Annotated in this window: 26 protein-coding genes; 18 read left to right on the forward strand and 8 right to left on the reverse strand. The window is 57.6% G+C overall.

The window, feature by feature from the left end:
• Nucleotides 1-42 precede the first annotated feature (42 nt).
• From ACIQT8_RS15430 to ACIQT8_RS15450, 5 genes are all read left to right on the forward strand, one after another.
• Nucleotides 43-495: a TspO/MBR family protein gene (locus ACIQT8_RS15430; protein ID WP_400966764.1), complete on the forward strand. Its 453-nt coding sequence runs from the start codon at nt 43-45 to the stop codon at nt 493-495.
• A 78-nt stretch (nt 496-573) separates the two neighbouring features.
• On the forward strand, nt 574-1023 hold the full coding sequence (locus tag ACIQT8_RS15435) for a PaaI family thioesterase (protein ID WP_138794322.1): 450 nt from the start codon (nt 574-576) through the stop codon (nt 1021-1023).
• Nucleotides 1020-1658 (forward strand): 5'-methylthioadenosine/S-adenosylhomocysteine nucleosidase, encoded by a 639-nt coding sequence (locus ACIQT8_RS15440; RefSeq protein ID WP_400966768.1) that lies wholly within the window; start codon nt 1020-1022, stop codon nt 1656-1658. The genes ACIQT8_RS15435 and ACIQT8_RS15440 overlap by 4 nt, the downstream gene beginning before the upstream one ends.
• 83 nt (nt 1659-1741) lie before the next feature.
• Nucleotides 1742-3319: a glutamine-hydrolyzing GMP synthase gene (gene guaA, locus ACIQT8_RS15445; RefSeq protein ID WP_262523931.1), complete on the forward strand. Its 1578-nt coding sequence runs from the start codon at nt 1742-1744 to the stop codon at nt 3317-3319.
• 104 nt (nt 3320-3423) lie between these two features.
• Complete coding sequence (locus ACIQT8_RS15450) at nt 3424-4125, forward strand: 2'-5' RNA ligase family protein (protein ID WP_400966772.1); 702 nt, start codon at nt 3424-3426, stop codon at nt 4123-4125.
• A gap of 136 nt (nt 4126-4261) precedes the next feature.
• Here ACIQT8_RS15450 and ACIQT8_RS15455 read toward each other — a convergent pair whose 3' ends face one another.
• Nucleotides 4262-4429 (reverse strand): hypothetical protein, encoded by a 168-nt coding sequence (locus tag ACIQT8_RS15455; protein WP_178340692.1) that lies wholly within the window; start codon nt 4427-4429, stop codon nt 4262-4264.
• A 198-nt stretch (nt 4430-4627) separates the two neighbouring features.
• On the opposite strand from ACIQT8_RS15455, the gene ACIQT8_RS15460 reads away from it, so the two are divergent.
• The 3 genes from ACIQT8_RS15460 (at nt 4628) to ACIQT8_RS15470 (ending at nt 6797) form a co-directional block, all read left to right on the forward strand.
• A complete protein-coding gene (locus ACIQT8_RS15460; RefSeq protein WP_400966776.1) occupies nt 4628-4975 on the forward strand; it encodes an ArsC family reductase in 348 nt (115 codons plus the stop codon).
• Nucleotides 4976-4986: 11 nt separating this feature from the next.
• The gene (gene ybaK / locus ACIQT8_RS15465) at nt 4987-5463 is read left to right on the forward strand and encodes a Cys-tRNA(Pro) deacylase (RefSeq protein ID WP_400966779.1); all 477 of its coding nucleotides are present in this window, start codon (nt 4987-4989) and stop codon (nt 5461-5463) included.
• Nucleotides 5464-5558: 95 nt separating this feature from the next.
• Nucleotides 5559-6797 (forward strand): aminopeptidase, encoded by a 1239-nt coding sequence (locus ACIQT8_RS15470; protein ID WP_400966782.1) that lies wholly within the window; start codon nt 5559-5561, stop codon nt 6795-6797.
• Here the strand turns inward: ACIQT8_RS15470 and ACIQT8_RS15475 are convergent.
• Nucleotides 6772-7674 carry an EamA family transporter gene (locus ACIQT8_RS15475; protein ID WP_400966785.1) on the reverse strand — a complete coding sequence of 301 codons (903 nt, stop codon included), beginning with the start codon at nt 7672-7674 and terminating at the stop codon, nt 6772-6774. The two genes, ACIQT8_RS15470 and ACIQT8_RS15475, sit on opposite strands and share 26 nt — an antisense overlap.
• 81 nt (nt 7675-7755) lie before the next feature.
• Between ACIQT8_RS15475 and ACIQT8_RS15480 the strand changes: the two genes are divergently transcribed.
• The 3 genes from ACIQT8_RS15480 to ACIQT8_RS15490 all read left to right on the forward strand — a co-directional run bounded on the left by ACIQT8_RS15480 (nt 7756) and on the right by ACIQT8_RS15490 (nt 10298).
• A complete protein-coding gene (locus ACIQT8_RS15480; RefSeq protein WP_400966788.1) occupies nt 7756-8253 on the forward strand; it encodes a MarR family winged helix-turn-helix transcriptional regulator in 498 nt (165 codons plus the stop codon).
• A gap of 117 nt (nt 8254-8370) precedes the next feature.
• Nucleotides 8371-9078, forward strand: a complete 708-nt coding sequence (locus ACIQT8_RS15485; RefSeq protein ID WP_400966791.1) for a FadR/GntR family transcriptional regulator — start codon at nt 8371-8373, stop codon at nt 9076-9078.
• Nucleotides 9079-9095: 17 nt separating this feature from the next.
• Nucleotides 9096-10298: a mandelate racemase/muconate lactonizing enzyme family protein gene (locus tag ACIQT8_RS15490; RefSeq protein WP_138794312.1), complete on the forward strand. Its 1203-nt coding sequence runs from the start codon at nt 9096-9098 to the stop codon at nt 10296-10298.
• Here ACIQT8_RS15490 and xseA read toward each other — a convergent pair whose 3' ends face one another.
• Nucleotides 10299-11897, reverse strand: a complete 1599-nt coding sequence (xseA, locus tag ACIQT8_RS15495) for an exodeoxyribonuclease VII large subunit (protein ID WP_400966799.1) — start codon at nt 11895-11897, stop codon at nt 10299-10301.
• 184 nt (nt 11898-12081) lie between these two features.
• Between xseA and ACIQT8_RS15500 the strand changes: the two genes are divergently transcribed.
• Both ACIQT8_RS15500 and ACIQT8_RS15505 read left to right on the forward strand, forming a co-directional pair.
• On the forward strand, nt 12082-12324 hold the full coding sequence (locus ACIQT8_RS15500) for a hypothetical protein (RefSeq protein ID WP_138794310.1): 243 nt from the start codon (nt 12082-12084) through the stop codon (nt 12322-12324).
• Nucleotides 12325-12346: 22 nt separating this feature from the next.
• The gene (locus ACIQT8_RS15505; protein WP_400966803.1) at nt 12347-12718 is read left to right on the forward strand and encodes a hypothetical protein; all 372 of its coding nucleotides are present in this window, start codon (nt 12347-12349) and stop codon (nt 12716-12718) included.
• On the opposite strand, the gene ACIQT8_RS15510 is transcribed toward ACIQT8_RS15505, so the two are convergent.
• On the reverse strand, nt 12715-13698 hold the full coding sequence (locus tag ACIQT8_RS15510) for a Gfo/Idh/MocA family protein (protein ID WP_400966806.1): 984 nt from the start codon (nt 13696-13698) through the stop codon (nt 12715-12717). The genes ACIQT8_RS15505 and ACIQT8_RS15510 overlap by 4 nt on opposite strands.
• 183 nt (nt 13699-13881) lie before the next feature.
• Between ACIQT8_RS15510 and ACIQT8_RS15515 the strand changes: the two genes are divergently transcribed.
• From ACIQT8_RS15515 to ACIQT8_RS15530, 4 genes are all read left to right on the forward strand, one after another.
• Nucleotides 13882-14442 carry a cysteine hydrolase family protein gene (locus tag ACIQT8_RS15515; protein ID WP_400966809.1) on the forward strand — a complete coding sequence of 187 codons (561 nt, stop codon included), beginning with the start codon at nt 13882-13884 and terminating at the stop codon, nt 14440-14442.
• A complete protein-coding gene (locus ACIQT8_RS15520) occupies nt 14442-15425 on the forward strand; it encodes a GlxA family transcriptional regulator (protein WP_400967176.1) in 984 nt (327 codons plus the stop codon). Before ACIQT8_RS15515 ends, ACIQT8_RS15520 begins: the two co-directional genes overlap by 1 nt.
• Nucleotides 15426-15538: 113 nt before the next feature.
• On the forward strand, nt 15539-16489 hold the full coding sequence (locus ACIQT8_RS15525) for an aldo/keto reductase (protein ID WP_400966812.1): 951 nt from the start codon (nt 15539-15541) through the stop codon (nt 16487-16489).
• A gap of 1 nt (nt 16490) precedes the next feature.
• Complete coding sequence (locus ACIQT8_RS15530; protein ID WP_400966815.1) at nt 16491-16934, forward strand: GNAT family N-acetyltransferase; 444 nt, start codon at nt 16491-16493, stop codon at nt 16932-16934.
• 1 nt (nt 16935) lies between these two features.
• Here the strand turns inward: ACIQT8_RS15530 and ACIQT8_RS15535 are convergent, their stop codons facing one another.
• Nucleotides 16936-17826 (reverse strand): LysR family transcriptional regulator, encoded by an 891-nt coding sequence (locus ACIQT8_RS15535; protein ID WP_400966818.1) that lies wholly within the window; start codon nt 17824-17826, stop codon nt 16936-16938.
• A 118-nt stretch (nt 17827-17944) separates the two neighbouring features.
• Between ACIQT8_RS15535 and ACIQT8_RS15540 the strand changes: the two genes are divergently transcribed.
• Nucleotides 17945-18946, forward strand: coding sequence for an aldo/keto reductase (locus tag ACIQT8_RS15540; RefSeq protein WP_400966821.1), 1002 nt, complete (start codon nt 17945-17947; stop codon nt 18944-18946).
• An 81-nt stretch (nt 18947-19027) separates the two neighbouring features.
• Here the strand turns inward: ACIQT8_RS15540 and pheT are convergent, their stop codons facing one another.
• The 3 genes from pheT to ACIQT8_RS15555 are packed head-to-tail and all read right to left on the reverse strand — an operon-like array spanning nt 19028 to nt 23430.
• Nucleotides 19028-21451, reverse strand: coding sequence for a phenylalanine--tRNA ligase subunit beta (pheT, locus tag ACIQT8_RS15545; RefSeq protein WP_400966824.1), 2424 nt, complete (start codon nt 21449-21451; stop codon nt 19028-19030).
• A gap of 25 nt (nt 21452-21476) precedes the next feature.
• Nucleotides 21477-22559, reverse strand: coding sequence for a phenylalanine--tRNA ligase subunit alpha (pheS, locus tag ACIQT8_RS15550; RefSeq protein WP_400966826.1), 1083 nt, complete (start codon nt 22557-22559; stop codon nt 21477-21479).
• Entirely contained in the window at nt 22552-23430 is an 879-nt protein-coding gene (locus ACIQT8_RS15555; RefSeq protein WP_138794300.1) for a phosphotransferase, read from the reverse strand. Before ACIQT8_RS15555 ends, pheS begins: the two co-directional genes overlap by 8 nt.
• Nucleotides 23431-23455 lie beyond the last annotated feature (25 nt).

Here is a 23455-nt window from a genome sequence, read left to right on the forward strand (position 1 = left end):
AAACAACGGGAACAAAAGATCACTCAGGACATTGTAGGCGTCATGAAGAACCTGTCCATCTATATTGTTTTCGTTGTTGTCGTCGTGGCCATCGGTGCGTTCATCGGCATCAACAACATCCCCGGCGATTGGTATCAGTCGCTGCAAAAACCGCCCTTCAATCCACCCAACTGGATTTTCGGACCTGTCTGGACAACACTTTACGTTCTGATTGGCATTGCCGGTGCACGAATGTGGATCTTGCGACCGACGGGCACCCGCATGCGGCTTTGGTTCACGCAAATGGCGCTGAACTTTCTTTGGTCGCCGATCTTCTTTGGCATGCAGAGCCCGGTTGGAGCGCTTGTCATTATCGTGCCGATGCTGATCTGCATCATTGCCTTCATCGTCCTCAACTACAGCCGCGACCGCATTTCAATGTGGCTTTTCGTGCCCTATGCCGTTTGGGTTTCTTTCGCGACCTTGCTGAATTTGAGCATCATCCTGTTAAACTAAATCCGGGAACTCCCCTTGCCTTGTCCGTCACCACGCGCCATGTCTGTCTAAGGACAGGATAGAGCGGACAGGCGGGGCATGGAGATCACCGATCCGGGCGATTTTCGTCAGAGGATAGAAAAAAGCTTTGCACGGCAGGGCGTTGTGCAGGCCATCGATGCATCGATTGCTCGTATCGAGCATCGCCTGGTGGAAATCGAACTTCCCTTTCACGAAAAACTGACGCAGCAGCATGGTATATTGCACGCGGGCGTGATTGCTGCCGGTCTCGATACCGCCTGCACCTACGCCGCCTACACGATCATTGAACCTGAAGCCTCATTGCTGACCATCGAGTTCAAGGTCAACCTGATGTCGCCTGGACGTGGCGAGCGCTTTCTGTTCCGCGGCGAAATCATCAAACCGGGAAGCAATCTCATTGTCGCGGATGGACGCGCCTATGCAATTTCCGATGGCCCGGCCAAACTGATCGCCTCGATGACCGGAACCATGATGGTCATGAAGGGCCGCGAGGATATCACCGGATGAGCTACAGTCTCCAGCATGTCGCCGGCAAATCCGTTCTTTTCGTCATGGCTGCGCCTGCCGAATATGGCCCGCACCTGCAGGCCCGCATGTCGCCGCTGATGATCGGTGTGGGACCTGTCGAGGCTGCGATTTCGGTTACGGCCGTCCTGACTGGACTTGATGCCGCCGACCATCTGCCGGACCTCGTTGTATCCCTCGGTTCGGCCGGATCGAGGACGCTTGAGCAAACATCAGTCTATCAGGTTGCTTCGGTTTCGTGGCGCGACATGGACGCATCCGCTTTCGGTTTTGAAAAAGGAAGAACACCTTTTCTCGATCTGCCGGCGGAGGTTGCCCTTCCCCTGCGCATACCCGGCATAACCGAGGCACGGCTCTCGACCGGTGGGAACGTCGTTTCAGGCGCAGCCTATGATCTCATCGATGCGGACATGGTGGAGATGGAAACCTATGCTGTGCTACGCGCCTGTCAGCGCTTCGGGGTCCCGCTGATCGGCCTGCGTGGCATTTCCGACGGCAAGGCAGATGTGAACCACGTCGATGACTGGACCGAGTATCTGCATATCATCGATGAAAAGCTGGCGGAGAGCATCGACAAGCTCAGCCTCGCGATCAAAGACGGTGCGATCGCGCTCTGATGCCTTGCGCAACCGCATATTTTCTGGCTTTTCAGGGCAACTGACGGGTTGCCTAAAGCCCCGGTTTTCTTTAAAGGCTCGCCATGACCCAGATAGCCCATCCCGACAGCATTCTCATCATCGATTTCGGCAGCCAGGTGACGCAGCTTATTGCGCGCCGTGTACGTGAAGCCGGCGTCTATTGTGAAATTCACCCGTTCCAGAACGCAGCGGAAGCTTTTGAGAAGTTGCAGCCGAAAGGCGTGATCTTCTCCGGCGGCCCGGCATCGGTAACGGCTGAAGGCAGCCCCCGCGCACCGCAGGCGGTATTTGATGCCGGTATTCCGATCCTCGGCATCTGCTACGGCCAGCAGACACTCTGCACCCAGCTTGGCGGTGTCGTGGAAGGTGGTCACGCGGCAGAATTCGGTCGCGCCGACATCGACATCAAGAAGGCAAGCCCGCTGTTCGAAGGTTTCTGGGACGTGGGTGGCAGCTATCCGGTATGGATGAGCCATGGCGACCGCGTTACGCAGCTTCCGGAAGGCTTCGAAGTCGCCGCGACCTCCGAAAATGCGCCTTTTGCTATCGCCGTCAACGAAGAGCGTCGCTATTACACCACCATGTTCCATCCGGAAGTGGTGCATACGCCTGACGGGGCAAAGCTTCTTTCCAACTTCGTGCACAAGATCGTCGGGCTGAAGTCCGATTGGACCATGTCCGCCTATCGCGCCGAAATGATCCGCAAGATCCGCGAACAGGTTGGCACTGAGCGTGTGATCTGCGGCCTCTCCGGCGGCGTGGATTCCTCGGTTGCAGCCGTCCTCATCCATGAGGCGATCGGTGACCAGTTGACCTGTATCTATGTCGACCATGGCTTGATGCGGATGGCCGAAAGCGAACAGGTCGTTGGCATGTTCCGTGACCATTATAACATTCCGCTGGTGCACGTAGACGCCTCCGATCTCTTCCTCACGGAACTGGCGGGCGTTTCCGATCCGGAAGTAAAGCGCAAGACCATCGGCCGCTTGTTCATTGAAGTCTTTGAGGCCGAAGCTGCAAAGATCGCTGCTGACGGCAAGGGGGCTCCGAGCTTCCTGGCACAGGGCACGCTTTACCCTGACGTTATCGAAAGCGTTTCCTTCTCCGGCGGTCCATCGGTGACGATCAAGAGCCACCACAATGTCGGCGGCTTGCCGGAACGCATGAACATGAAGCTGGTGGAGCCGCTTCGCGAGCTGTTCAAGGATGAGGTTCGTGCACTTGGCCGGGAACTCGGCCTGCCGGACAGCTTCATCGGCCGCCATCCCTTCCCTGGTCCGGGTCTGGCGATCCGCTGCCCCGGCGCCGTAACGCGCGAAAAGCTCGACATCCTGCGCAAGGCAGATGCCATCTACCTCGATGAAATCCGCAAGGCCGGTCTCTACGACACCATCTGGCAGGCTTTCGCCGTGCTGCTGCCGGTACAGACCGTGGGCGTCATGGGCGACTACCGTACCTATGATTTCGTCTGCGCCCTGCGCGCTGTCACGTCGGTGGACGGCATGACGGCAGATTTCTACCCTTACGACATGAACTTCCTTGGTCGCGCGGCAACCCGCATCATCAACGAGGTGAAGGGCATCAACCGCGTCGTCTACGACGTCACCTCGAAGCCGCCAGGCACCATCGAGTGGGAGTAAGCAGAAGGCGGAGTTTTCTCCGCCTTTGTTCTCTTTTTGTTCTTTAAATTTCTGTCGCCGGATGATATTATGACGACCTTGGCATGAAGCCACGGAGCATCGTCATGGTTTACCTATCGAGCGATGAAACGGTTTCCGACCAGCTTTGTTTCAACTGGACGCAGTCAGCCCCGCAAGCGCGATTTAATGTGCGCTTCCTGAGCAAGCTGTTGTTTTTGTTAAAGCCGCCGCAGCCGTTGAGCGAACAGATTTTTGCGGACGCCTGCCGCCATGCGGAGGGCTGTACACGCCGGAAAGCTTACCCTGCCGACCTGCTGCACATCACGCTCTTTTGCGTCGGATGTTTTGGGGCGATTCCCGAAAGTTTGATCAGCAAAATCCGCAAGGCGATGGACGGGATCAGCGGCCGGCCCTTTCCCGTGACCCTGGACAGATGTGCTGTCTTCGGCAACCGCAGCAGCCATGTCCTGAAAAGCAGTCAAGACATCCCCGAAATTGAAGGCCTTGCGAGACTTCTTCAGCGGCAGCTACGGCGACGCAACCTGCCATTCGTGCCATTCCAGCCGATCGTTCCGCACATCACGACGATTTACGGATGCGGGAAGATCGACACGATGTCGATTGAGCAACCCTATCATTGGACAGCGGACGATTTTGTGCTGGTTTATAGCCACAACGGGCTGACGCGACACGACGAGTTGGGACGATGGTCGCTATCCGCGCAAGCGAACGATTACGAACGACCTGCACGACAACTCATCTTGCAAGGCTCTGACATACAGAGCCACTCGGCATCGGATGTATGAAAAACTGACTACGAGCCACCCGGAGGGATTTTGGCACGGAGCAATCAACGTGCACTTTTAACAGCTCTCACAGAGTGCGCCTATGTTAAAGGCGCACAATCCAGGGCGAGGTAGTCTAACCCCGCCGTTGCGGGTATTAGAGCTGAACCTTGTCGAAAGCCTTGGAATCGATACCGAGGGTTTCCAAGTCTGCGCCAGCAGGCTTGCGATGAGCGCGAACAGCAGCCGAGACAGCCATTGCTGCGCCGAATACGGCGAAGGTTTCACCAAAAAACTTACGCGATGTCTTTGCAACGGAACGCATTTTTCTCTCCATCTTTGATGCCCAGATAATGGGTATAAAAGCAGCTGCTTACAATGCAGGATCAAGCAGCAGAGCTATGCATAAATATGCATCCTCGAAGATAATGTGCCTGCTGAAGCTGCAAAAACGAGCCGCATTGCATTGCGCGCCCAGTTTGTTATGCCACTCGGACACGCAACTCGAACAGGCAGGCATTCCATGACCGTCACCATCTTTGGCATCAAGAATTGCGACACGATGAAGAAAGCCCGGACATGGCTTGAAGCGAACGGCACCGAGTACGCCTTCCACGACTACAAGGCGTCGGGTATCGACAAGGTGCACCTTGAAAGCTGGTGTGATGCAGCAGGATGGGAAACAGTTCTCAATCGGGCTGGCACGACGTTCAAGAAGCTTGATGATGCCGACAAGGCCGACCTGACGCGCGAGAAGGCGATCTCGCTGATGTTCGCACAACCATCGATGATCAAGCGTCCGGTGCTTGAGGCGAAGGGCAAGATCACCGTCGGCTTCAAGCCGGAGACCTATGCAGCCCTGTTCGGCTGAGTGGCTGCATCATGTCCAAGAGCACACGCGCCACCCAGATGCTCGTGAAAGTCGGCGTCTCATTCACCACGGTCACTTATCAATATGACCCGAATGCCGATCGTATCGGTCTTCAGGCTGCCGAGGCTATCGGCGAGCCACCTCACCTCGTGCTGAAGACCCTGATGGCCGAGGTCGATGGCAAGCCGGTCTGCGTTGTTGTGCCTTCCGACCGCGAGGTCAGCATGAAGAAGCTGGCCGCAGCCTTCGGCGGCAAGTCCGCCAACATGATGAAACCCGCTGATGCCGAACGCGCCACGGGATATCATGTGGGAGGCATCAGTCCTTTCGGCCAGAAGAAACTCGTGCCGACCGCCATCGAAGCGCAGGCCATGGGTCACGGCTATGTCTACATGAATGGTGGGCAACGCGGCCTGCAGATCAGGCTCTCGCCTCAGGACGCAATGAAGGCACTCAAAGCCGAAGCCGCGCCGCTCGTCAGCGATTGACGATCCTGTCGGGCCACACGCCTTGAAAGCATTTGGCTTTCACGACGGATGGGCTATGGTTCGGCACTCTTCATGCAAATATACGAAGGCTGATCATGACCGTTTCCCCCATCGATCCCGTCAAACTCGAAAAACTCGCAGAAGTCGCCATCAAGGTTGGCCTGCAATTGCAAAAAGATCAGGATCTGGTGATTACCGCGCCAATGGCGGCACTGCCGCTGGTGCGCCTTTTGACGAAACACGCCTATATGGCTGGCAGCGGTCTCGTCACCACCTTCTATTCCGATGAGGAAACCACGCTTGCACGCTATCGCCATGCAAGCGATGCGAATTTCGACAGGGCCTCGAGCTGGCTTTACGAGGGCATGGCCAAAGCTTACGCCAATGGCGCTGCGCGTCTGGCGATTGCCGGTGACAACCCGATGCTGCTGGCCAACGAAGATCCGGCCAAGGTCGCACGTGCCAACAAGGCCAACTCCACCGCCTATAAACCGGCGCTCGAGAAGATTTCCAACTTCGACATCAACTGGAACATCATCTCCTATCCGAACCCATCCTGGGCAAAACAGGTCTTCCCTGACCTGCCGGAAGATGAGGCCGTAAAGAAACTGGCCGACGCCATCTTCGCAGCGTCGCGTGTCGATCTTGCCGATCCGGTTGCCGCATGGGCCGAACACAACGCCAATCTTGCAAAGCGTTCGAAATGGCTCAACGGCGAACGGTTCGCCTCCTTGCATTTCACCGGCCCCGGCACCGATGTAACGATCGGCCTTGCAGATGGACATGAATGGCACGGTGGCGCCTCCACTGCGAAAAACGGCGTAACCTGCAACCCGAACATTCCAACCGAAGAAGTCTTCACCACGCCGCACGCGTTGCGTGTCGATGGATATGTTTCCAGCACCAAGCCCCTGTCACATCAGGGTACGCTGATTGATGACATCCAGGTGAAATTCGAAGGTGGACGTATTGTCGAAGCCAAGGCTTCCAAGGGCGAAGCGGTGCTGAACAAGGTTCTCGATACCGATGAAGGCGCACGACGGCTCGGTGAGGTGGCGCTCGTTCCGCATTCTTCGCCGATCTCCGCCAGCGGTATTCTCTTCTATAACACGCTGTTTGACGAAAACGCCTCCTGCCACATTGCGCTGGGTCAATGCTATTCGAAGTGCTTCCTTGATGGCGCCTCACTGACACCCGAGCAGATCACGGTACAGGGTGGCAACTCCAGTCTCGTCCACATCGACTGGATGATCGGCTCCAATAAGGTCGACATCGACGGTATCAAGCCTGACGGATCGAAAGTGGCTGTCATGCGTAAGGGCGAGTGGGCGTAACCACCGCTACGATTTTGGGCGGCATCTGGCTTTTCTGACTGAGCCAGACGCTGACCAGCACCATGACGAAGCCGACAATTTGCGTTGGCGCAAGGCTCTGACCAAGCGCCAACCATCCGAGCAGCGTCGCAACCACCGGGCTTAAAAAACCGAGAGAGGCGGCGGCGGAAGGCTCGATGCGGGAAAGCCCGCGAAACCACAGAAGATATGTCAGCGCGGCACCAACAAGGCCAAGATAGGCCATGCCAGAGATGTTGGCGACAGTCAGCGACGGTAAAGCGGGCTCGACCAACAATGCCACAGGAACAAGCAAAATGCCGCCTGCGGTCAACTGCCATGCCGTGAAGGTGAGGCTGGAGACCGGTGGCTTCCACTTGCGCGTCAACACGGTTCCGAATGCCATGGACGCAGCGCCAGCCAGTCCGGCGAGAATACCGATACCGTCCAACGCAGCGCCCGGCGTCAGCACCAGAAGACCCACACCAGCCATGCCGATCAAGCCAGTCACGACTGCGAGCTTTCGGATCGCTGTATCGAGAAAGACCCGAGACAGCACAATGACGATCAGTGGCTGCACCGCGCCGACAGTGGCTGCCACACCACCCGGCAGTCGATAGGCCGAAACGAACAACATTGCCCAGAAAAATGAGAAATTCAGCGCGCCAAGCAGAAGGCTGCGTGCCCACCATTTTCCGTGAGGCAAAGTTCTCACCAGCAACAGTAAGAGCAGGCCAGCGGGAAGCGCTCGCAACATGGCGACATGCAGGGGATATCCCTGCGGCAGAAACTCCGTCGTGACGAAGTAGGTGCTGCCCCAGACAGCCGGGGCGAGAGCCGTCAGCAGGATATCGGCGGTGGATGTGGAATTAATCTTCATTTCAAGAATCTCTACCTCAAGATAAATTCATTATCGCTGCTTTTATCTTGACGTCAAGATATCAGTTGATATGCCTGTTGGATGAGCAAAGACACAGCCGATCACGTCGACCAGATCCTGGCGCAATGGCGCAAGGAAAGACCCGACCTCGACGTTGGACCTATGGGTGTTCTCGGACGGCTACGCCGCCTCAGCATTCACCTCGGCCGCGAAGTGGAGACCGTGCTGTTGAAACACGGACTGTCCTCTTCCGCCTTCGATGTGCTTGCGACCTTGCGCCGCGCGGGCGCGCCTTACCAGTTGTCACCCGGCGATCTGCTGGCGATGACTATGGTCAGCTCTGGCACCATGACCAATCGTATCGACCAGCTCGAAAAGGCTGGCCTTGTGGAACGCGTTCACAACCCGCAAGACCGCCGCAGCGTGCTGATATCGCTTACCGACAAAGGCTTTTCCGTCGTTGAGGACGCCGTGAATGCCCATGTCGACAACCAGCACAGACTGCTCGCCCCGCTCGATGAAAAGGAGCAGGCAGCCCTTGATACGCTGTTGAAACGTTTCCTGCGCGAGTTCGAATAACGGCTCCCTAGCTAAGGTTTCTGGTCATTACACGAATTGCCGCATTGGTGGCTTGTGTTTGCACGAGAAATCCGATACGCAATTTTCCATAAACCTGTCGTACAGGTTGGAGGAAAAATGTACAACGCAGTTCCGCACGACACAGGCTTGGTCAGCAGCGCCATCGGCGCAATCACACGCCATATTCGCGAAAATGAGCTTGCGCCTGGCGCAAAGTTGCCAAGTGAGCTTTCGCTGTCGCAGCAGCTAGGCGTTTCGCGAACGGTTGTTCGTGAGGCATTTCGTTCGTTGTCGGCCATGCGGCTGATCGACGTCAGCCCTGGTAAAAGGGCGACGGTTGCAACGCTCGATCACGGCGCCATGTCACTGATGTTCGAACACGGTATTCATACCGAGCAGATCAACATCCAGCAGATCTATGACGTCCGTCGGACAATCGAAGTCAGAACCGTCACGCTCGCGGCGCTGCGAAGAACCGATGAAGAAGCGTTGATCATTCTCGGCCACGCCAATGCGATGAAAAGTGAGTTCGGCAACAATGACAGGGTGATGGAACATGACCTTGCCTTTCACCTTGCAATTGCGCGCGCATCCAAGAACCCTGTCTTTGAATTGATCCTCGGCGCCTTCCAGAATGTCACGCGTCAGACTTGGCCGATCGGCTGGAAAAGCCGGACATCGGATGACCAGCGCCGCGCGGCGGGTGAGCTTCACATCGCTATCGGTCAGGCTATTGCCGCAGGCGACCCTCAGACAGCCGCGACGCTGATGACGCGGCACTTCGACGAAAGCGTGCACGCCCTTCTGGCGGCAGGCATCGCATAACACTCCGGGAGAGACACATGAAAATCACCAAACTAGAGACCGTCCGCGTGGCGGAACGGGCCAACTTGCTCTGGGTTCTGGTTCATACGGATGAAGGTATCACCGGCCTCGGTGAAACCTTCTACGGCGCAGAGACCGTGGAAACCTATGTGCATGAATACATAGCGCCACGCGTTATCGGCCGCGATCCGCTGCAGATCGATCTTCTGGCACAGGATCTCGTCGGTTATCTCGGTTTCCGTTCTTCCGGTGCGGAAGTGCGTGGTAATTCCGCCTTCGACATCGCACTTTGGGACATTTTCGGCAAAGCCACCAATCAGCCTATCGCACAGCTTCTCGGCGGTTTCAGCCGCAAGGAAATCCGTACCTACAACACCTGCGCTGGCACGGAGTACATCAAGAAGGCGACCGGTCAACAGACGGCCAATTACGGCCTGTCCGGCGGCAAGGACTATGATGATCTGAACGGCTTCCTGCACCGCGCTGACGAACTTGCCCATTCACTGCTCGAAGATGGCATCACTGCCATGAAGATCTGGCCGTTCGATGCAGCCGCGGAAAAGACCCGCGGCCAGTACATCTCGATGCCGGACCTGAAAAGCGCGCTCGAGCCTTTCGAAAAAATCCGCAAGGCTGTCGGCGACAAGATGGATATCATGGTGGAGTTCCACTCCATGTGGCAGCTTCTGCCGGCCATGCAGATCGCCAAGGCACTGGAACCTTATCAGACCTTCTGGCACGAAGATCCGATCAAGATGGACAGCCTGTCCAGCCTGACGCGATATGCGGCCGTTTCGCCGGCGCCGATCTCCGCATCCGAGACACTCGGCTCACGCTGGGCGTTCCGCGACCTCCTGGAAACCGGCGCCGCTGGCGTCGTCATGCTGGATATCAGCTGGTGCGGTGGACTTTCGGAAGCCCGCAAGATCGCCTCGATGGCGGAAGCCTGGCATCTGCCGGTTGCTCCACACGACTGCACCGGACCGGTGGTATTGTGCGCCTCTACCCACCTCTCGCTCAATGCGCCGAACGCGCTTGTGCAGGAAAGCGTGCGCGCCTTCTACAAGACCTGGTATCGCGATCTCGTCACCGCCTTGCCGGAAGTGAAGAACGGCATGATCACCGTACCGCCGGGCGCGGGTCTTGGTATGGAACTGCATCCCGACATCGAAAAATCATTCACTGTCAGCCGCCGCTTCTCGGACGCAAACTCGATCTGATCAGAACAGGCTGCCCTGATTACCTGATCCTGGAGAAGCCGGTTTCACCGGCTTCTTTTTTGGAGCAACCGCTCCTTCCGCAGATGGGGTGACCTCTCCGGTCGTGATTGCCGCGATACGGCCATCGGCAAACTCCATCGAGACCACGGCACCGGATGCTATCGCTTCGGCACGGGTCAGCGGCCGGTTTTCTTCGTCGCGAATGACGGCATAACCACGCTTCAACACGTTCTTGTAAGAAAGCGACTGCAGGATGCGGTCATGCGCCGCAAGACCCGAGCGGTTCTGCGCCATGCGATGCAGCACAGCCGTGTCAGCGCGACGGGTTGCCGTTACGATGCGCTCCTTCTGGCGTTCCAGTTGCCCAAGCAGGCGGGCGGGCAGCGATCGCAGGGAGGAATCCGAGGCAGACACGCGGGCTTGCCCCTGCAGCAGACGGCGCTCCACCAGACCTTCAGCACGCTGCATGCGCTCGGAAATGCGCTGCCGGTGCTGCTTGAGACCGTTGAGCAAAATTTCTGGCCTGAGACCGGAAGCCGGTCGTTCGAAGGCACGACGCTTGTTGAGCGTGGTCATTTCCAGACCCCGTCCAAGGCCGCTCGCTGCCTCATCGAAACGACGACGAGGCAAGGCAAGCAACTGATCGAGTGATGGCAATGCACGCACCAAAGCACGCACACCCTGACGCCGATTTTCCATCTGCCTCGACACGGAGCCTGACAGACGGGCGGCGAGACCGGAAAGCTGCGCATCCAGTTCCGCACGGACCGGCACAGCCATTTCGGCAGCGCCCGTTGGCGTTGGTGCGCGCACATCGGCTGCGTAATCGATCAGGGTCGTATCGGTTTCGTGGCCGACAGCCGAAATCAGCGGAATCTCGCTCTCCGCCGCTGCCCTGACAACGATTTCATCATTGAAGCTCCAGAGGTCCTCAAGGCTGCCGCCGCCGCGTGCAACGATCAGCACATCCGGGCGCGGAATGTCACCACTACGCTCCAATGCGTTGAAACCGCGAATGGCGTTCGCCACCTCTTCACCAGACCCTTCACCCTGCACCTTGACTGGCCAGACAATGACGTGAACCGGAAAGCGATCTGAAATACGGTGAAGAATATCGCGGATGACGGCGCCGGTCGGCGAGGTGACAACCCCGATCACATGCGGCATGAAAGGAAGGCGGCGCTTGCGTGTAGCGTCAAACAGCCCTTCTGCAGCAAGACGGCGGCGGCGCTCTTCCAGCAACGCCATCAGCGCGCCCGCACCCGCCGGCTCGAGGCTCTCAATGACAATCTGGTATTTCGAAGATCCGGGGAAGGTTGTGACCTTGCCGGTGGCAATCACCTCCATGCCCTCTTCGGGACGGAACTTCAGCCGCGAAAAAGTGCCCTTCCAGATCACCGCGTCAATGCGGGATCGGTCGTCCTTCAATGAAAAATAGGCATGGCCGGAAGAATGCGGGCCACGATAACCCGAAATCTCGCCGCGCACCCGAACCTGGTCGAAAGCCGTTTCCACCGTACGCTTGATGGAACCCGAAAGTTCCGAAACCGAGAACTCGGTGAGATTGCTCAAGGGGGCGCTGCCGAAGAAATCACTCATGCCCGTTTGTAACCAAAGCCGACCGATTCGGAAATGCCGCGATTCCCCCTGCATTTTAACAGCGATGAAACCATATTCTCAACCAGAGCGTTCCAAAATGGAGGATGGAGGAGAAAACAAGGGTTCTTTAGGGAATGAGGGCTACGTCTCTCATCGAGCCCGACAACCAAAGAGGAGGTGGCCAATGATCTTTCTTACCGCCACAATCCTGGGCGTAACCGCCGTCGCGTTGCGCTCCGTATTCAGCATCGTTTTCATCTGCCTGATGCTTGTCGGCACCTATCTGGTTGCGATGGCGACCTCGGCTGCCGCTGTACCGGTGATGTCGCTTCTGACGGCTCTGGCTGGCTACAACTTCGGTGTCATCAGCGTTATCATCAGTCTTCTGGTCCTGCAGCGTCCGCGTATTTCCGAGCCAACGCTGTAATGGCACCGAAGAGCGCGCGTCCGTGAGACCGTCGCGTTTCGCGCTGGCTGAATGCAGTGGCCTGAGCGTCGATCTTCTCATCACTGCACTGCTGTTTCTTGGCTCGACTTTCGATCCGATGATCGCGCGCCTGCCCGGCGCCATCACCGGCATGGTCACCACCATGCTCCTCAATCGATCGAACAAGCCGTCAGCGACGGTCAGCCGCTTTCTGAAAAACACGCTCACGCTGTTGTCCCGACTTATGGGCATCGGCCTGTTTGTGCTTCTCCAGGCACAAAATCCGCTGCTGCAGCCGCTCATAACGCTGGCGCTTTCCGCGATGTCCGGTTTAGCACTCGCCCTGATCGGTTATTCGCGTGTGTGCAAAAGACACACGGCCGGGGCGGATTAAACCCGCTCCCAACCGTCCTTTTCGCCGGCGCGGTAGATGGCATCAATGAAGAGCTGATTTTTCTTTGAGCTTTCCAGGCTGACAATCTCACCCTCGCCCCTCACAGCACGGGCGAATGCCTCGGCTTCGAGTTTGTATTGACGGCTATCCTGAAAACGGAAGATTTGTGACTGGCTGTGCGCCTGATTTGTCAATTCGATCTCCTCGGCGCCCCAGCGGTTGGCGTTAAAGGGAGACTTGACCTCAATGTAGCCATCCGTGCCGTGAAATACCATGACCTGACGGGCAGCGAGTTGCGTCGCGAGGTAGAAGCTGAGCTCGAAATCACCGAAATCTGCACGAACGCTGGAATAGATATCCGTACCAAATTCCTTGTCCCGCTCTACGCTCGCCTGCACCCGCTGCGGTTCGGCGCCCGTTGCAAAGCGGGTGACAATTGTTGGGTAGACGCCAATATCAGGCAAGGCCCCACCTCCAAGTTCCGGAATATTGCGCATGTTGCCCGGGTCTCGGTTGAAGTAGCTGAATGCTCCCTGCACGTGTTTCAGCGTGCCAATCGAGCCTTCCGCCAACAAATCCTTCACCTTCTGCCAAACCGGCGCGTAGGTCACCATAAAGGCTTCGGAGATAACCACGCCGTTGCGATCGCGCGCAGCGATCAGGCTGTCGATTTCCTGCGCGTTAAGAGCGATTGGCTTTTCGCACAAAACATGTTTGCCGGCCTCTGCGGCCTTGATTGTCCATTCGACATGCTGAGATGTCGGCAGCGGGATGTAGACAGCGTCGATAACATCTGATGCGAGCATCTCTTCATAAGTACCGAAAGCATGTGGCGCCGAAAAGCGATCGGCAACGCTGCGGGCTTTGCCGAGATCGCGGCTGGCGATGGCCGTCACAACGCAATCTCGCGCGTCCTGTATTGCCGGAATAACGTGATCCTGAGCGATCTTCGCCGTCGAGATTATTCCGAAACGCAGCATTGATACCTCCTGTGGAAAGCTTTGCAGCCGACCTTATCACCCCCCGCCATGCTGACAAGGCGGCACGAAACGAACACCATCGCATAAATGTCCGAATTTGTCCCTTCTTCGGCGGCTCCAATGCTTTCGCACGTGTTTTCAATGGAACATTCTGCTATGGATAGAAACCATGGAGACCACAAAATGTCCCTTCTGAATACGGCACTGCTCGTGATCGATGTACAAGAGTCCTTTCGGCACGCGCCCTATTTCGATGACAGCGAAGTTTCAGCCTTCCTCGGCAAACAGCAGGCGTTGATCGACGGCGCACAGGCTGCGGGTATTCCTGTCGTACAGATATTTCATGTCGACGGCGACAGAGCGTTTTCGCAAGAGAGCGGTTATGTCCGCACCTTCGAGGGTTTGCGCCTTACCCCTTCGGTCATCTTTCACAAGAGCCGCCATTCGGCATTTGCCGGGACTGGCCTCGATATCTGGTTGACGAAGAGCGGCATCAACAGCCTCATCGTCTCCGGCATCCGTACCGAACAATGCTGCGAAACCACGACCCGGCACGCTTCCGACCTTGGCTACAGCGTCAATTATGTGACGGAAGCCACATTGACTTTCCCGATGACACATTCATCCGGCGCAACGTTCACCGCAAAGGATATCCGCACCCGTACCGAACTGGTTCTGGCCGGACGTTTCGCCCGCATTACCACCGTCGAGGGAGCACTCGAAACCCCACACAAGGCTGCATGATGGATCACGGCGGCACGCATATCATTCCGTTCTACACCGTTGTGCCGCCGCACGCCCTTTTGCTGGATATTGCCGGACCGCTGGAAGTCATTCGCTACGCCAATGAGGCACAGAGCGATATCCGTTTCGATTGTCACTACATCGCCGCCCATTCGGTGCAGTCCTCATCCATCGGCCTTGGCATTTGCGGGTTGGAGGCTTTGCCAGACAGTCTTCCCGACAATGCCTTTGTGCTGATCTCCGGCGCCCGATCACGGTTCGACGGAGAACCGGCTGCCGAACGGGAAAAGCGAACTCTTTCGAACTGGCTACGCCGTACAACGCGGGCGGACACGACGGTCATTTCGATCTGCTCAGGCGCTCTGCTTGCTGGCGAAGCAGGGTTGTTCGATGGTCTTAGCTGCACGACCCACGCAGACTGCCTTGAGGAATTGCGCCGGATTGCACCGCTGTCTCAGGTCGTTGAAAACCGCCTGTTCGTCCAGAGTGGAAAACGCTTCTCCAGTGCCGGCATTTCAACCGGCATCGATCTTCTGCTGCATATCGTTTCGCAGATGACATCACCCTCTGTGGCCACGCGCATTGCCAAGACCATGGTGATCTACCTGAGACGCAGCGGTAATGATCCACAAATTTCCCCGTGGTTTACCGGCCGCAATCATATCCATCCCGCCATTCACAGGGTTCAGGACAGGGTCATGGCGGAGCCGGCAAACAACTGGACGCTGGAGGAACTGGCCGATGTCGCCGCACTCAGCGAACGCCATCTATCCCGTCTGTTTCGCGACCACGCCGGCATGGGCGTGATCGATTACGTCAACCTCATGCGGATTAATCTTGCCCGCGAAATTCTCAGTCATACGCGTCTCGGCATGGAAGCCATTGCCGAGAAAACAGGGTTTTCCTCGGCGCGGCATTTCAGGCGGGTCTGGCAACAGCACAATACCCATTCGCCCAGCCATTTTCGCCACCTGCACGGTTAGGTTCGTTCCCCATCATTCGCACCGTGATGGAAACCATCAGCCGAATTGAATGGTTATCCCTGACTGCAGTTGCTAACTTCGCCCCGATTTTCAAAGCAATAGGGAGTTTCTCCGTGGAAAAACGCGCACTTGGCCGCACAGGTCTTTCCGTCGCCCCGATCGTATTTGGTGGCAATGTCTTCGGGTGGACGGCGGATGAAAAGACATCCTTCCAGCTTCTCGATGCTTTTTTCGACGCCGGTTTCAACGCCATCGACACGGCAGACGTCTACTCCGCATGGGTTCCAGGCCACCAGGGCGGTGAGTCCGAGGCGATCATCGGCAAATGGTTGAAACAGAGTTCCGTGAAGCGTGAAGACGCAGTAATCGTCACCAAGGTCGGCTTCGACAACAACGAACGCAAGACCGGCCTCAGCGCCGCGTGGATCGCACAGGCCGTGGACGATTCACTACGACGCCTTCAGACCGATTACATCGATCTCTATCTCGCCCATAAACCAGACGCGGACGTGCCGCTGGAGGAGACGCTCGGTGCCTTCGCCAAGCTGAAAGAACAAGGCAAGATCCGCTCCATCGGTTGCTCAAACTATGATGCCGCGCAGCTTCAGCAGTCGCTCGACGTCGCAGCCAAAACCGATCTGCCGCGTTACGATGTTCTTCAGCCAGAGTATAACCTCTACAACCGTGCCGCCTTCGAAGGCCCGCTGGCCGATCTCTGCGTCAGGGAAGACATCGGCGTCATCAACTATTACAGCCTTGCGGCGGGCTTCCTCACCGGCAAATATCGCAACAAGGCCGATACGGAAGGTGTTGCGCGCAGTTATCGTGTCGGTGAATACGTCAATGCTCGCGGCCTTGCGGTTCTCGGCGCCATGGACACCATTGCCGTGGAAACAGGTGCAAAGCTTGCAGACATCGCCCTGGCGTGGCTGCTGCGCAAACCGGCTGTGACGGCGCCGATTGCCAGCGCGACAAGCCTTTCCCAGCTTGAAAGCTTCAAGCGTGCCGTCAATCTCGACCTCACCGACGAGATGATGACGTTGCTCGACAAGGCTGGTGCGTGAAATGGCACTGACAATTCGTGATGCCCGCAGCCAGGATCATGCAGACTGGCTGCGGCTATGGGCTGATTATCTGGCCTTCTACAGGGTCAATCTCGCCGAGGATGTGACGGCTCATACCTGGGAGCGGATCATCGATCCCGCCTCGCGGGTCTCCATGCGCCTTGCGGTGCTGGATGATAAACCCGTCGGTTTTGCCATTCATCATTTCCACGACTCGACCTGGGTCAAGACACCCGACTGTTATCTGGAGGACCTGTTTATTGACGAAACGATCCGCGGAAAGGGTATCGGGCGCGCGCTGATGGACGATCTGATTGCCATCTGCAAGGAAAAAGGCTGGTCTCGACTCTATTGGCACACCAATGAAGACAACGCCCAAGCCCGCAAGCTTTACGACAGCTACGTGAAGAGCGACGGGCACATCCGCTATCGCGTCAAGTTTTGATCTAGGCCTTGTAGCGGAAAAAATCCACAAAAGCCCTCAGCGCCGGACGCATCTGCCGACGCGAGGGATAATAAATGTAGAAGCCGTCAAAGGGTGCACACCAGTCGCCCAGCACACCGACAAGTCTGCCTGCCTTGATATCCTCTTCGATGCGCTGTTCGAAAACGAAGGCGAGGCCTGCCCCGTCAATGGCGGCGCGGCGGATGAGGCTCTGATCAGACAGGATCAGTGGTCCTTGCACGTCCACCACCAACGACCGCCCGTCCTTTTCCAATTCCCAGCGATAGATCCGACCACTGGAAAAGCGGCGGCGGATACAGCGGTGCTGCATCAAATCACGGGGATGAAGTGGCACAGAATGATTGTCGAAATAGCCGGGTGACGCGACAATTGCGCCGCGCCACGGACCGCTGGCACGCACGGCAATCATATCCGCCTCCAGATTTTCACCTAGCCGCAGGCCCGCATCAAACCCTTTGGCAACGATGTCTTCAAAACGGTCGTCGGTGGAGATTTCCAGCGCGATGTCAGGATAAAGACCGAGAAACTCGCTGATGCGCGGCATCAGCAGATCTTCCGCCGCAAGGCGTGGTAGTGTGACGCGTAACGGCCCGGCGGGGCGGCCGCCATGCTCGGCAAGCGTATCGATGACCGCATCGATATCGGCCAAGGCGGGAGCCAGCGTCTCCAGCAAGCGCCTCCCCTCCTCTGTGGGCGAAACGCTGCGTGTGGTGCGGTGCAGAAGGCGCAAACCCAGGCTTTCTTCCAGCGTCGAGACTGCATGGCTGACAGCGGATGGTGCGATGCCAAGTTCAGCAGCCGCGTTGCGGAAGCTGCGACCTTCGGCGACGGCCGCCAATACGGCCAGTTGCGATAGCTGAATGCGGTTCATTGTTCTATTATTTAGAACAACCTGCCCGGATTTGCAGCGATTATTTTTAGCGCTGCGGGACGTTAATTTGACGTCACGCCCTCACGACAGGGCGGCTCCCTTGTGGAAGGACGAACAGATGAAAAAAAGAACTCTTGGAAACAACCTCTCGGTTTCGGCACTTGGCCTCGGCTGCATGGGCATGACCCATGCCTACAGCCCGGCTGGCGACGAGAGCAGCGCCATTGCCACGCTGCACCGTGCCGTCGAACTCGGGGTTACCTTTTTCGACACCGCCGAAGTTTATGGCCCCTATAACAACGAGATCCTTGTCGGCAAGGGCTTGAAGCCCTACCGCGATCAGGTTGTCATCGCCACCAAGTTCGGCTTCAAGATCGATGCCACCAAACCTGCAGGGCAGATGATGGTGGGCACCGATAGTCGCCCCGAGAACGTGCGCGCTGTTGCGGAAGCGTCGCTCAAGCGCCTTGGCGTTGATGTCATCGACCTGTTCTACCAGCATCGCGTCGATCCGAACGTCCCGATCGAGGATACGGTGGGCGCCATGGCAGAACTCGTTCGTGAGGGGAAGGTCAAACATCTCGGCCTGTCGGAAGCAAGCGCCGAAACGCTTCGCAAAGCACACTCAGTTCACCCAATCGCCGCGATCCAGAGCGAATACTCGTTGTGGACCCGTGATGTGGAGGAAAACGGCGTGCTGGATACCTGCCGCGAACTGGGCATCGGTTTTGTGCCGTTCAGCCCTTTGGGTCGGGGCGTCCTGACCGGCTCACTGAAGAAACTCGACGGGCTGTCGGATAACGATTTCCGTCGCTCCCTGCCGCGCTTCCAGGCAGAAAATTTCGATGCAAATCTGGCGCTCGTTTCGCTGCTGGAAGAAATGGCTGCCGAAAAAGGTGTGACGGCCGGTCAACTGGCGCTCGCCTGGGTCATGGCTCAGGGCGATTTCATCGTGCCAATCCCCGGCACCACGAAGATCGCCAATCTGGAAACCAACGTCGCTGCCGCGGATGTCACGCTGACGAAGGACGAAAGCCGCAAACTCGGCGAGCTTCTCGCGCCATCCAAGGTGGCCGGTGGACGATATCCGGAACAACTTTCCAAGATGACAAGCCGATAATCATCGGGCCAAGTCACTTGGCTCCAATAAAAAAGCCGCGGACATTGCGTCCGCGGCTTTCTTTCATTGATTGACTTCGGCTCAGGCGCGCAACACGCCGCCCGTCGTCTTCTCGACGTTGCCGACGATCTTTGCGGTCAAGGCTTCGAAATCCTCATCCGTCAGGGTCTTGTCGACCGGCTGGATCTGAACCTCGATGGCGATCGACTTCTTGTTTTCACCAAGGGATGCGCCCTCGAAAACGTCGAAAACATTCACGCCGGTCACCAGCTTGCGGTCTGCGCTGGTTGCCGCCTTGATGATGGCACCAGCCTCAACCGACTTGTCGACCACGAAAGCGAAATCGCGCTTCACCGCCTGGAAAGGCGAAAGATCAAGCGCAGGCTTGGTACGCGTCGGCTTCTTCTTCGGCTCGGCCATCGCGTCGAGATAAATTTCGAAACCGGCATAAACGCCTGAAACATCCAGTTCGCCAAGCGTCTTCGGGTGGAATTCACCGAAGTAACCGAGAATGACCTTCGGGCCCATCTTGATCGTGCCTGAACGACCCGGATGATACCAACCCGGTGTACCGGCTTCGATCTGGACATTGGCCATTGGCAGACCGCAGGCTTCAATCACGGCCAAAGCATCAGCCTTGGCATCATAGACGTCGACCGGCTTGCCGCCACCTTTGGCAGCGTTGGACCACATACGGCCCGCACCAGCCAGCGATGCCGTGCCGCGGCGAACGCCGCCAGCTACACGACGCTGAGTTTCGGGCGTATCGCCCTCGTAGGTGCCGGAGACCTCAAAGATCGCCACATCACCATAACCCTTGTCGGCATTGCGCTGAGCAGCCGTCAACAAGCCTGGCAGCAGCGAAGGCCGCATGTCGGACATATCGGCGGCAATCGGGTTGGCGAGCTTCAATGCGGGCAAACCGCCACCGAACAGCTTTGCCTGTGCCTCAGGAATGAAGGACCAGGTCACAGCTTCCAGCATGCCACGGCTTGCCAGTGCGCGCCGCGCAGTGCGGGTGCGGATCTGCAGCGTGGTCAGGATGCGGCCATTGACGGCGCCGAAGCTTTCCAGCGGCTCTGGCTTGATGTTGTCCACGCCATGAATGCGCATGACCTCTTCAACGAGGTCAGCCTTGCCGTCCACGTCCGGGCGCCATGACGGAACCGAAACCTTGACACGCTCGCCAGAACCTTCGACGGCAAAGCCGAGGCCTTTGAGAATGGTCAAGCTTTCTTCGGTCGAAACTTCCAGACCGGTCAGGCGCTTGACTTCGGAAAGCGGGAAGTCAACCACCTTTGGCTGGTAGCCCTTGTACCCGACAACCTTGGCTTCGCCGGCAACACCACCGCACAGTTCCAGCACCAGTTGCGTCGTGCGCTCCAGACCCGGGACCATATATTCCGGATCGACGCCACGCTCGAAACGGTAGCGTGCATCGGTGATGATACCGAGCGAGCGGCCTGTTTTGGCAATGTTGATCGGGTCCCAAAGCGCGGATTCGATCAGTACGTCAACGGTGTTCTCATCGCAGCCGGAGTGTTCGCCACCCATGACGCCGCCGATGGATTCCAGACCGTTGTCGTCAGCGATGACCACATTGGCAGGGCCGAGCTTGTATTCACGCTGGTCGAGCGCGAGGATGGTTTCACCCTCTTTCGCACGGCGCACCACGAGGTCTCCCTTGACCTTGGCGGCGTCGAAGACGTGCATCGGACGGCCCTGGTCAAAGGTCATGTAGTTGGTGATGTCCACCAGAGCATTGATCGGACGGAGACCAATGGCGGAAAGGCGTGCCTGCATCCACTTCGGGCTCGGGCCATTCTTGACGCCACGCACGATGCGCAGCGAAAAGCCTGGGCAGAGCGCCGCATCGTCCAGTTCCAGCTTCACGTCGACCGGCGTGTTGCCTTCGACCTTGAACGACGGCGCGGACGGGGTCTTGAGTGTACCGAGGCCAGATGCCGCCAGATCGCGGGCAATACCGAAGATCGAGGTGCAGTCCGGGCGGTTCGGCGTCAGGTTGATCTCGATGACCGGATCGTCGAGACCGGCATAAGACGCGAATGACGTGCCGACAGGTGCATCTTCCGGCAGGTCGATGATGCCGTTGTGATCCTCGGAAATGTTGAGTTCTTTTTCCGAGCACATCATGCCGTAGCTTTCGACACCACGGATCTTGCCAACCGACAGCGTGACATCGATGCCCGGAACATAGGTGCCCGGACGTGCCAACGCACCGACGAGACCGGCGCGCGCGTTTGGCGCACCGCAGACGATCTGCACCGGCTTGCCGTCACCCGCATCAACGGAAAGAACCTTGAGACGGTCGGCTTCAGGATGTTTTTCAGCCGTCAGAACCTTGGCGATCACGAACGGCTTGTAAGCCGCCTTGTCGTCGACATCCTCGACCTCAAGACCGATGGCGGTCAGGCGCTCGCAGATCTGTTCCAGAGAGGCATCGGTTTCAAGATGCTCTTTCAGCCAGGAGAGTGTGAATTTCATGTATCTTACTCCTCGACTTAACCGATCAAACGCTCAGGCCGCCGAACAGCGTCGGCATATCGAGCGGGCGGAAGCCGTAGTGGTTCATCCAGCGAACATCGGCGTTGAAGAAATCGCGCAGGTCCGGCATGCCGTATTTCAGCATGGCGATGCGGTCGAGACCCATGCCCCAGGCAAAACCCTGGTACTCGTCCGGGTCCAAACCACCGGCGCGCAGAACATTTGGATGCACCATGCCGCAGCCAAGGATTTCCATCCAGTCGTTGCCTTCACCGAACTTGACGATAGGACCGGAGCGATCACACTGGATATCGACTTCGAAGGACGGTTCCGTGAAGGGGAAGAAGGACGGGCGGAAACGCATGACGACACTGTCCACCTCAAAGAAGGTCTTGCAGAACTCTTCGAGAATCCAGCGAAGGTTGCCGACATGCGCCTTCTTGTCGATCACTAGGCCCTCAACCTGATGAAACATCGGCGAGTGGGTCGCGTCCGAATCCTGGCGATAGGTCTTGCCTGGAATGACAATGCGGATCGGCGGCTTCTGGCTTTCCATGGTGCGCACCTGAACCGGCGAGGTGTGTGTGCGCAGTACCTTGCGCTCACCCTTTTCATCCGGCTGGAAGAAGAAGGTGTCGTGCATTTCGCGGGCCGGATGTCCCTCAGGGAAGTTCAGTGCCGTGAAGTTGTAATAGTCCGTCTCGATATCCGGGCCTTCGGCAATGGAGAAACCCATATCGGCGAAAATGGCGGTGATTTCATCGACGATCTGGCTGATCGGATGAATGCGACCACGTTCTGCAGGCGACTGGCGAACGGGAAGGCTGACATCGACCGTTTCAGCCTTGAGACGCGCGGCAATGGCGGCATCCTTCAGGGCGCTCTTGCGTTCGCCGATCAGGTCGGTGATTTCGTTCTTGAGTTGGTTGATGGCGGCGCCGCGTGTCTGGCGCTCTTCCGGGGTCATCGAACCAAGCGTCTTGAGAAGCTCCGAAACCGAGCCCTTCTTGCCCAGTGCGGATACGCGCACGGCCTCGATAGCCGCCTCATCTGCGGCGACGGCGATCTCCGACATCAATTGCGATTTCAAGGTATCAAGTTCAGTCATTTTTTCCTGCCTCGCCGAGAGCTTTCCCGGCGGCTTCGGGTTTCACAGCATTCATCAGATAGTCGGTCGCCATGATAAAGCGTCGCAGATCACTACCCATCCGTACGCGCCCAATCAACCGGGCAAGGGGTAAAAATCGCCCGAGAATGTCGACCAGACGGCGTAATTCCTCAACGGTGGCGGCGGGCGCGTTTCTGTACCAGCCGGCAAAGGCCGCATCACAGGTTGCCGAAGAATTGCAGGCGCGTGTAGCGACCTGCAAAAAGAGCAGCCAGACATCACGCGCCTGCGCGGTCTGAAGCGGCATGACATCCTGTGGACGCTCTTCGAAATCCATGAAACCGACACGGTCGTTTTCAAGGAAGAAGTCTCGAACATGGGGTCGACCGTGGCAGAGGTCGGCGGCATGCAGTTCCCCGAGTGCCGTGGCGGATTTGACCAGCAACGCGTCATGGTCCTGCGGAGCCCTTCCCTTCAATCCATCCATCCGTTCAGCCAGCGTCTGGCCTACGTCACCAAGCACAACGGCGGTCTTGGAGGAATAAATGATCGGGGGGACCGGAAAACCCTTGGCCCTGAACACCTGCATCGTTTCGATCTCGCGGCGCATCAAACCCGCACCATCCAGAGGGGGCGACGGACGCATGAAGGTATAAGGCAGCAGCTTGGCAAGAAAGCTCTGAAGCTTGATCCACGCGGACAGTTTTTCCGTGCCGTGGCGCTTGATCCAGACCGTGAGGCTGGGCAGTTGCAGCTTTTGAATACGCCCCTTGCTCTGCAAGAGGGCCTGCATCAGGGCCGCAATATCTGCGTCCCCCAGATGAACATGAAAACCTTCGGCCTTTTCCGTCTCGCTTGCGGCACCCAACATGTCTTCTGCCCCGCCCAACCCAAAA

The sequence above is a fragment of the Agrobacterium sp. NPDC090273 genome, assembly GCF_044772305.1.
Classification (GTDB): domain Bacteria; phylum Pseudomonadota; class Alphaproteobacteria; order Rhizobiales; family Rhizobiaceae; genus Agrobacterium.

Bases quoted from the DNA above. Each gene is read 5' to 3' on its own strand.
- ACIQT8_RS15430 (WP_400966764.1), top strand. From the start codon at position 43: ATGAAGAACCTGTCCATCTATATTGTTTTCGTTGTTGTCGTCGTGGCC.
- ACIQT8_RS15435 (WP_138794322.1), top strand. From the start codon at position 574: ATGGAGATCACCGATCCGGGCGATTTTCGTCAGAGGATAGAAAAAAGC.
- ACIQT8_RS15440 (WP_400966768.1), top strand. From the start codon at position 1,020: ATGAGCTACAGTCTCCAGCATGTCGCCGGCAAATCCGTTCTTTTCGTC.
- guaA (WP_262523931.1), top strand. From the start codon at position 1,742: ATGACCCAGATAGCCCATCCCGACAGCATTCTCATCATCGATTTCGGC.
- ACIQT8_RS15450 (WP_400966772.1), top strand. From the start codon at position 3,424: ATGGTTTACCTATCGAGCGATGAAACGGTTTCCGACCAGCTTTGTTTC.
- ACIQT8_RS15455 (WP_178340692.1), bottom strand. From the start codon at position 4,429: ATGCGTTCCGTTGCAAAGACATCGCGTAAGTTTTTTGGTGAAACCTTC.
- ACIQT8_RS15460 (WP_400966776.1), top strand. From the start codon at position 4,628: ATGACCGTCACCATCTTTGGCATCAAGAATTGCGACACGATGAAGAAA.
- ybaK (WP_400966779.1), top strand. From the start codon at position 4,987: ATGTCCAAGAGCACACGCGCCACCCAGATGCTCGTGAAAGTCGGCGTC.
- ACIQT8_RS15470 (WP_400966782.1), top strand. From the start codon at position 5,559: ATGACCGTTTCCCCCATCGATCCCGTCAAACTCGAAAAACTCGCAGAA.
- ACIQT8_RS15475 (WP_400966785.1), bottom strand. From the start codon at position 7,674: ATGAAGATTAATTCCACATCCACCGCCGATATCCTGCTGACGGCTCTC.
- ACIQT8_RS15480 (WP_400966788.1), top strand. From the start codon at position 7,756: ATGAGCAAAGACACAGCCGATCACGTCGACCAGATCCTGGCGCAATGG.
- ACIQT8_RS15485 (WP_400966791.1), top strand. From the start codon at position 8,371: ATGTACAACGCAGTTCCGCACGACACAGGCTTGGTCAGCAGCGCCATC.
- ACIQT8_RS15490 (WP_138794312.1), top strand. From the start codon at position 9,096: ATGAAAATCACCAAACTAGAGACCGTCCGCGTGGCGGAACGGGCCAAC.
- xseA (WP_400966799.1), bottom strand. From the start codon at position 11,897: ATGAGTGATTTCTTCGGCAGCGCCCCCTTGAGCAATCTCACCGAGTTC.
- ACIQT8_RS15500 (WP_138794310.1), top strand. From the start codon at position 12,082: ATGATCTTTCTTACCGCCACAATCCTGGGCGTAACCGCCGTCGCGTTG.
- ACIQT8_RS15510 (WP_400966806.1), bottom strand. From the start codon at position 13,698: ATGCTGCGTTTCGGAATAATCTCGACGGCGAAGATCGCTCAGGATCAC.
- ACIQT8_RS15515 (WP_400966809.1), top strand. From the start codon at position 13,882: ATGTCCCTTCTGAATACGGCACTGCTCGTGATCGATGTACAAGAGTCC.
- ACIQT8_RS15520 (WP_400967176.1), top strand. From the start codon at position 14,442: ATGGATCACGGCGGCACGCATATCATTCCGTTCTACACCGTTGTGCCG.
- ACIQT8_RS15530 (WP_400966815.1), top strand. From the start codon at position 16,491: ATGGCACTGACAATTCGTGATGCCCGCAGCCAGGATCATGCAGACTGG.
- ACIQT8_RS15535 (WP_400966818.1), bottom strand. From the start codon at position 17,826: ATGAACCGCATTCAGCTATCGCAACTGGCCGTATTGGCGGCCGTCGCC.
- ACIQT8_RS15540 (WP_400966821.1), top strand. From the start codon at position 17,945: ATGAAAAAAAGAACTCTTGGAAACAACCTCTCGGTTTCGGCACTTGGC.
- pheT (WP_400966824.1), bottom strand. From the start codon at position 21,451: ATGAAATTCACACTCTCCTGGCTGAAAGAGCATCTTGAAACCGATGCC.
- pheS (WP_400966826.1), bottom strand. From the start codon at position 22,559: ATGACTGAACTTGATACCTTGAAATCGCAATTGATGTCGGAGATCGCC.
- ACIQT8_RS15555 (WP_138794300.1), bottom strand. From the start codon at position 23,430: ATGTTGGGTGCCGCAAGCGAGACGGAAAAGGCCGAAGGTTTTCATGTT.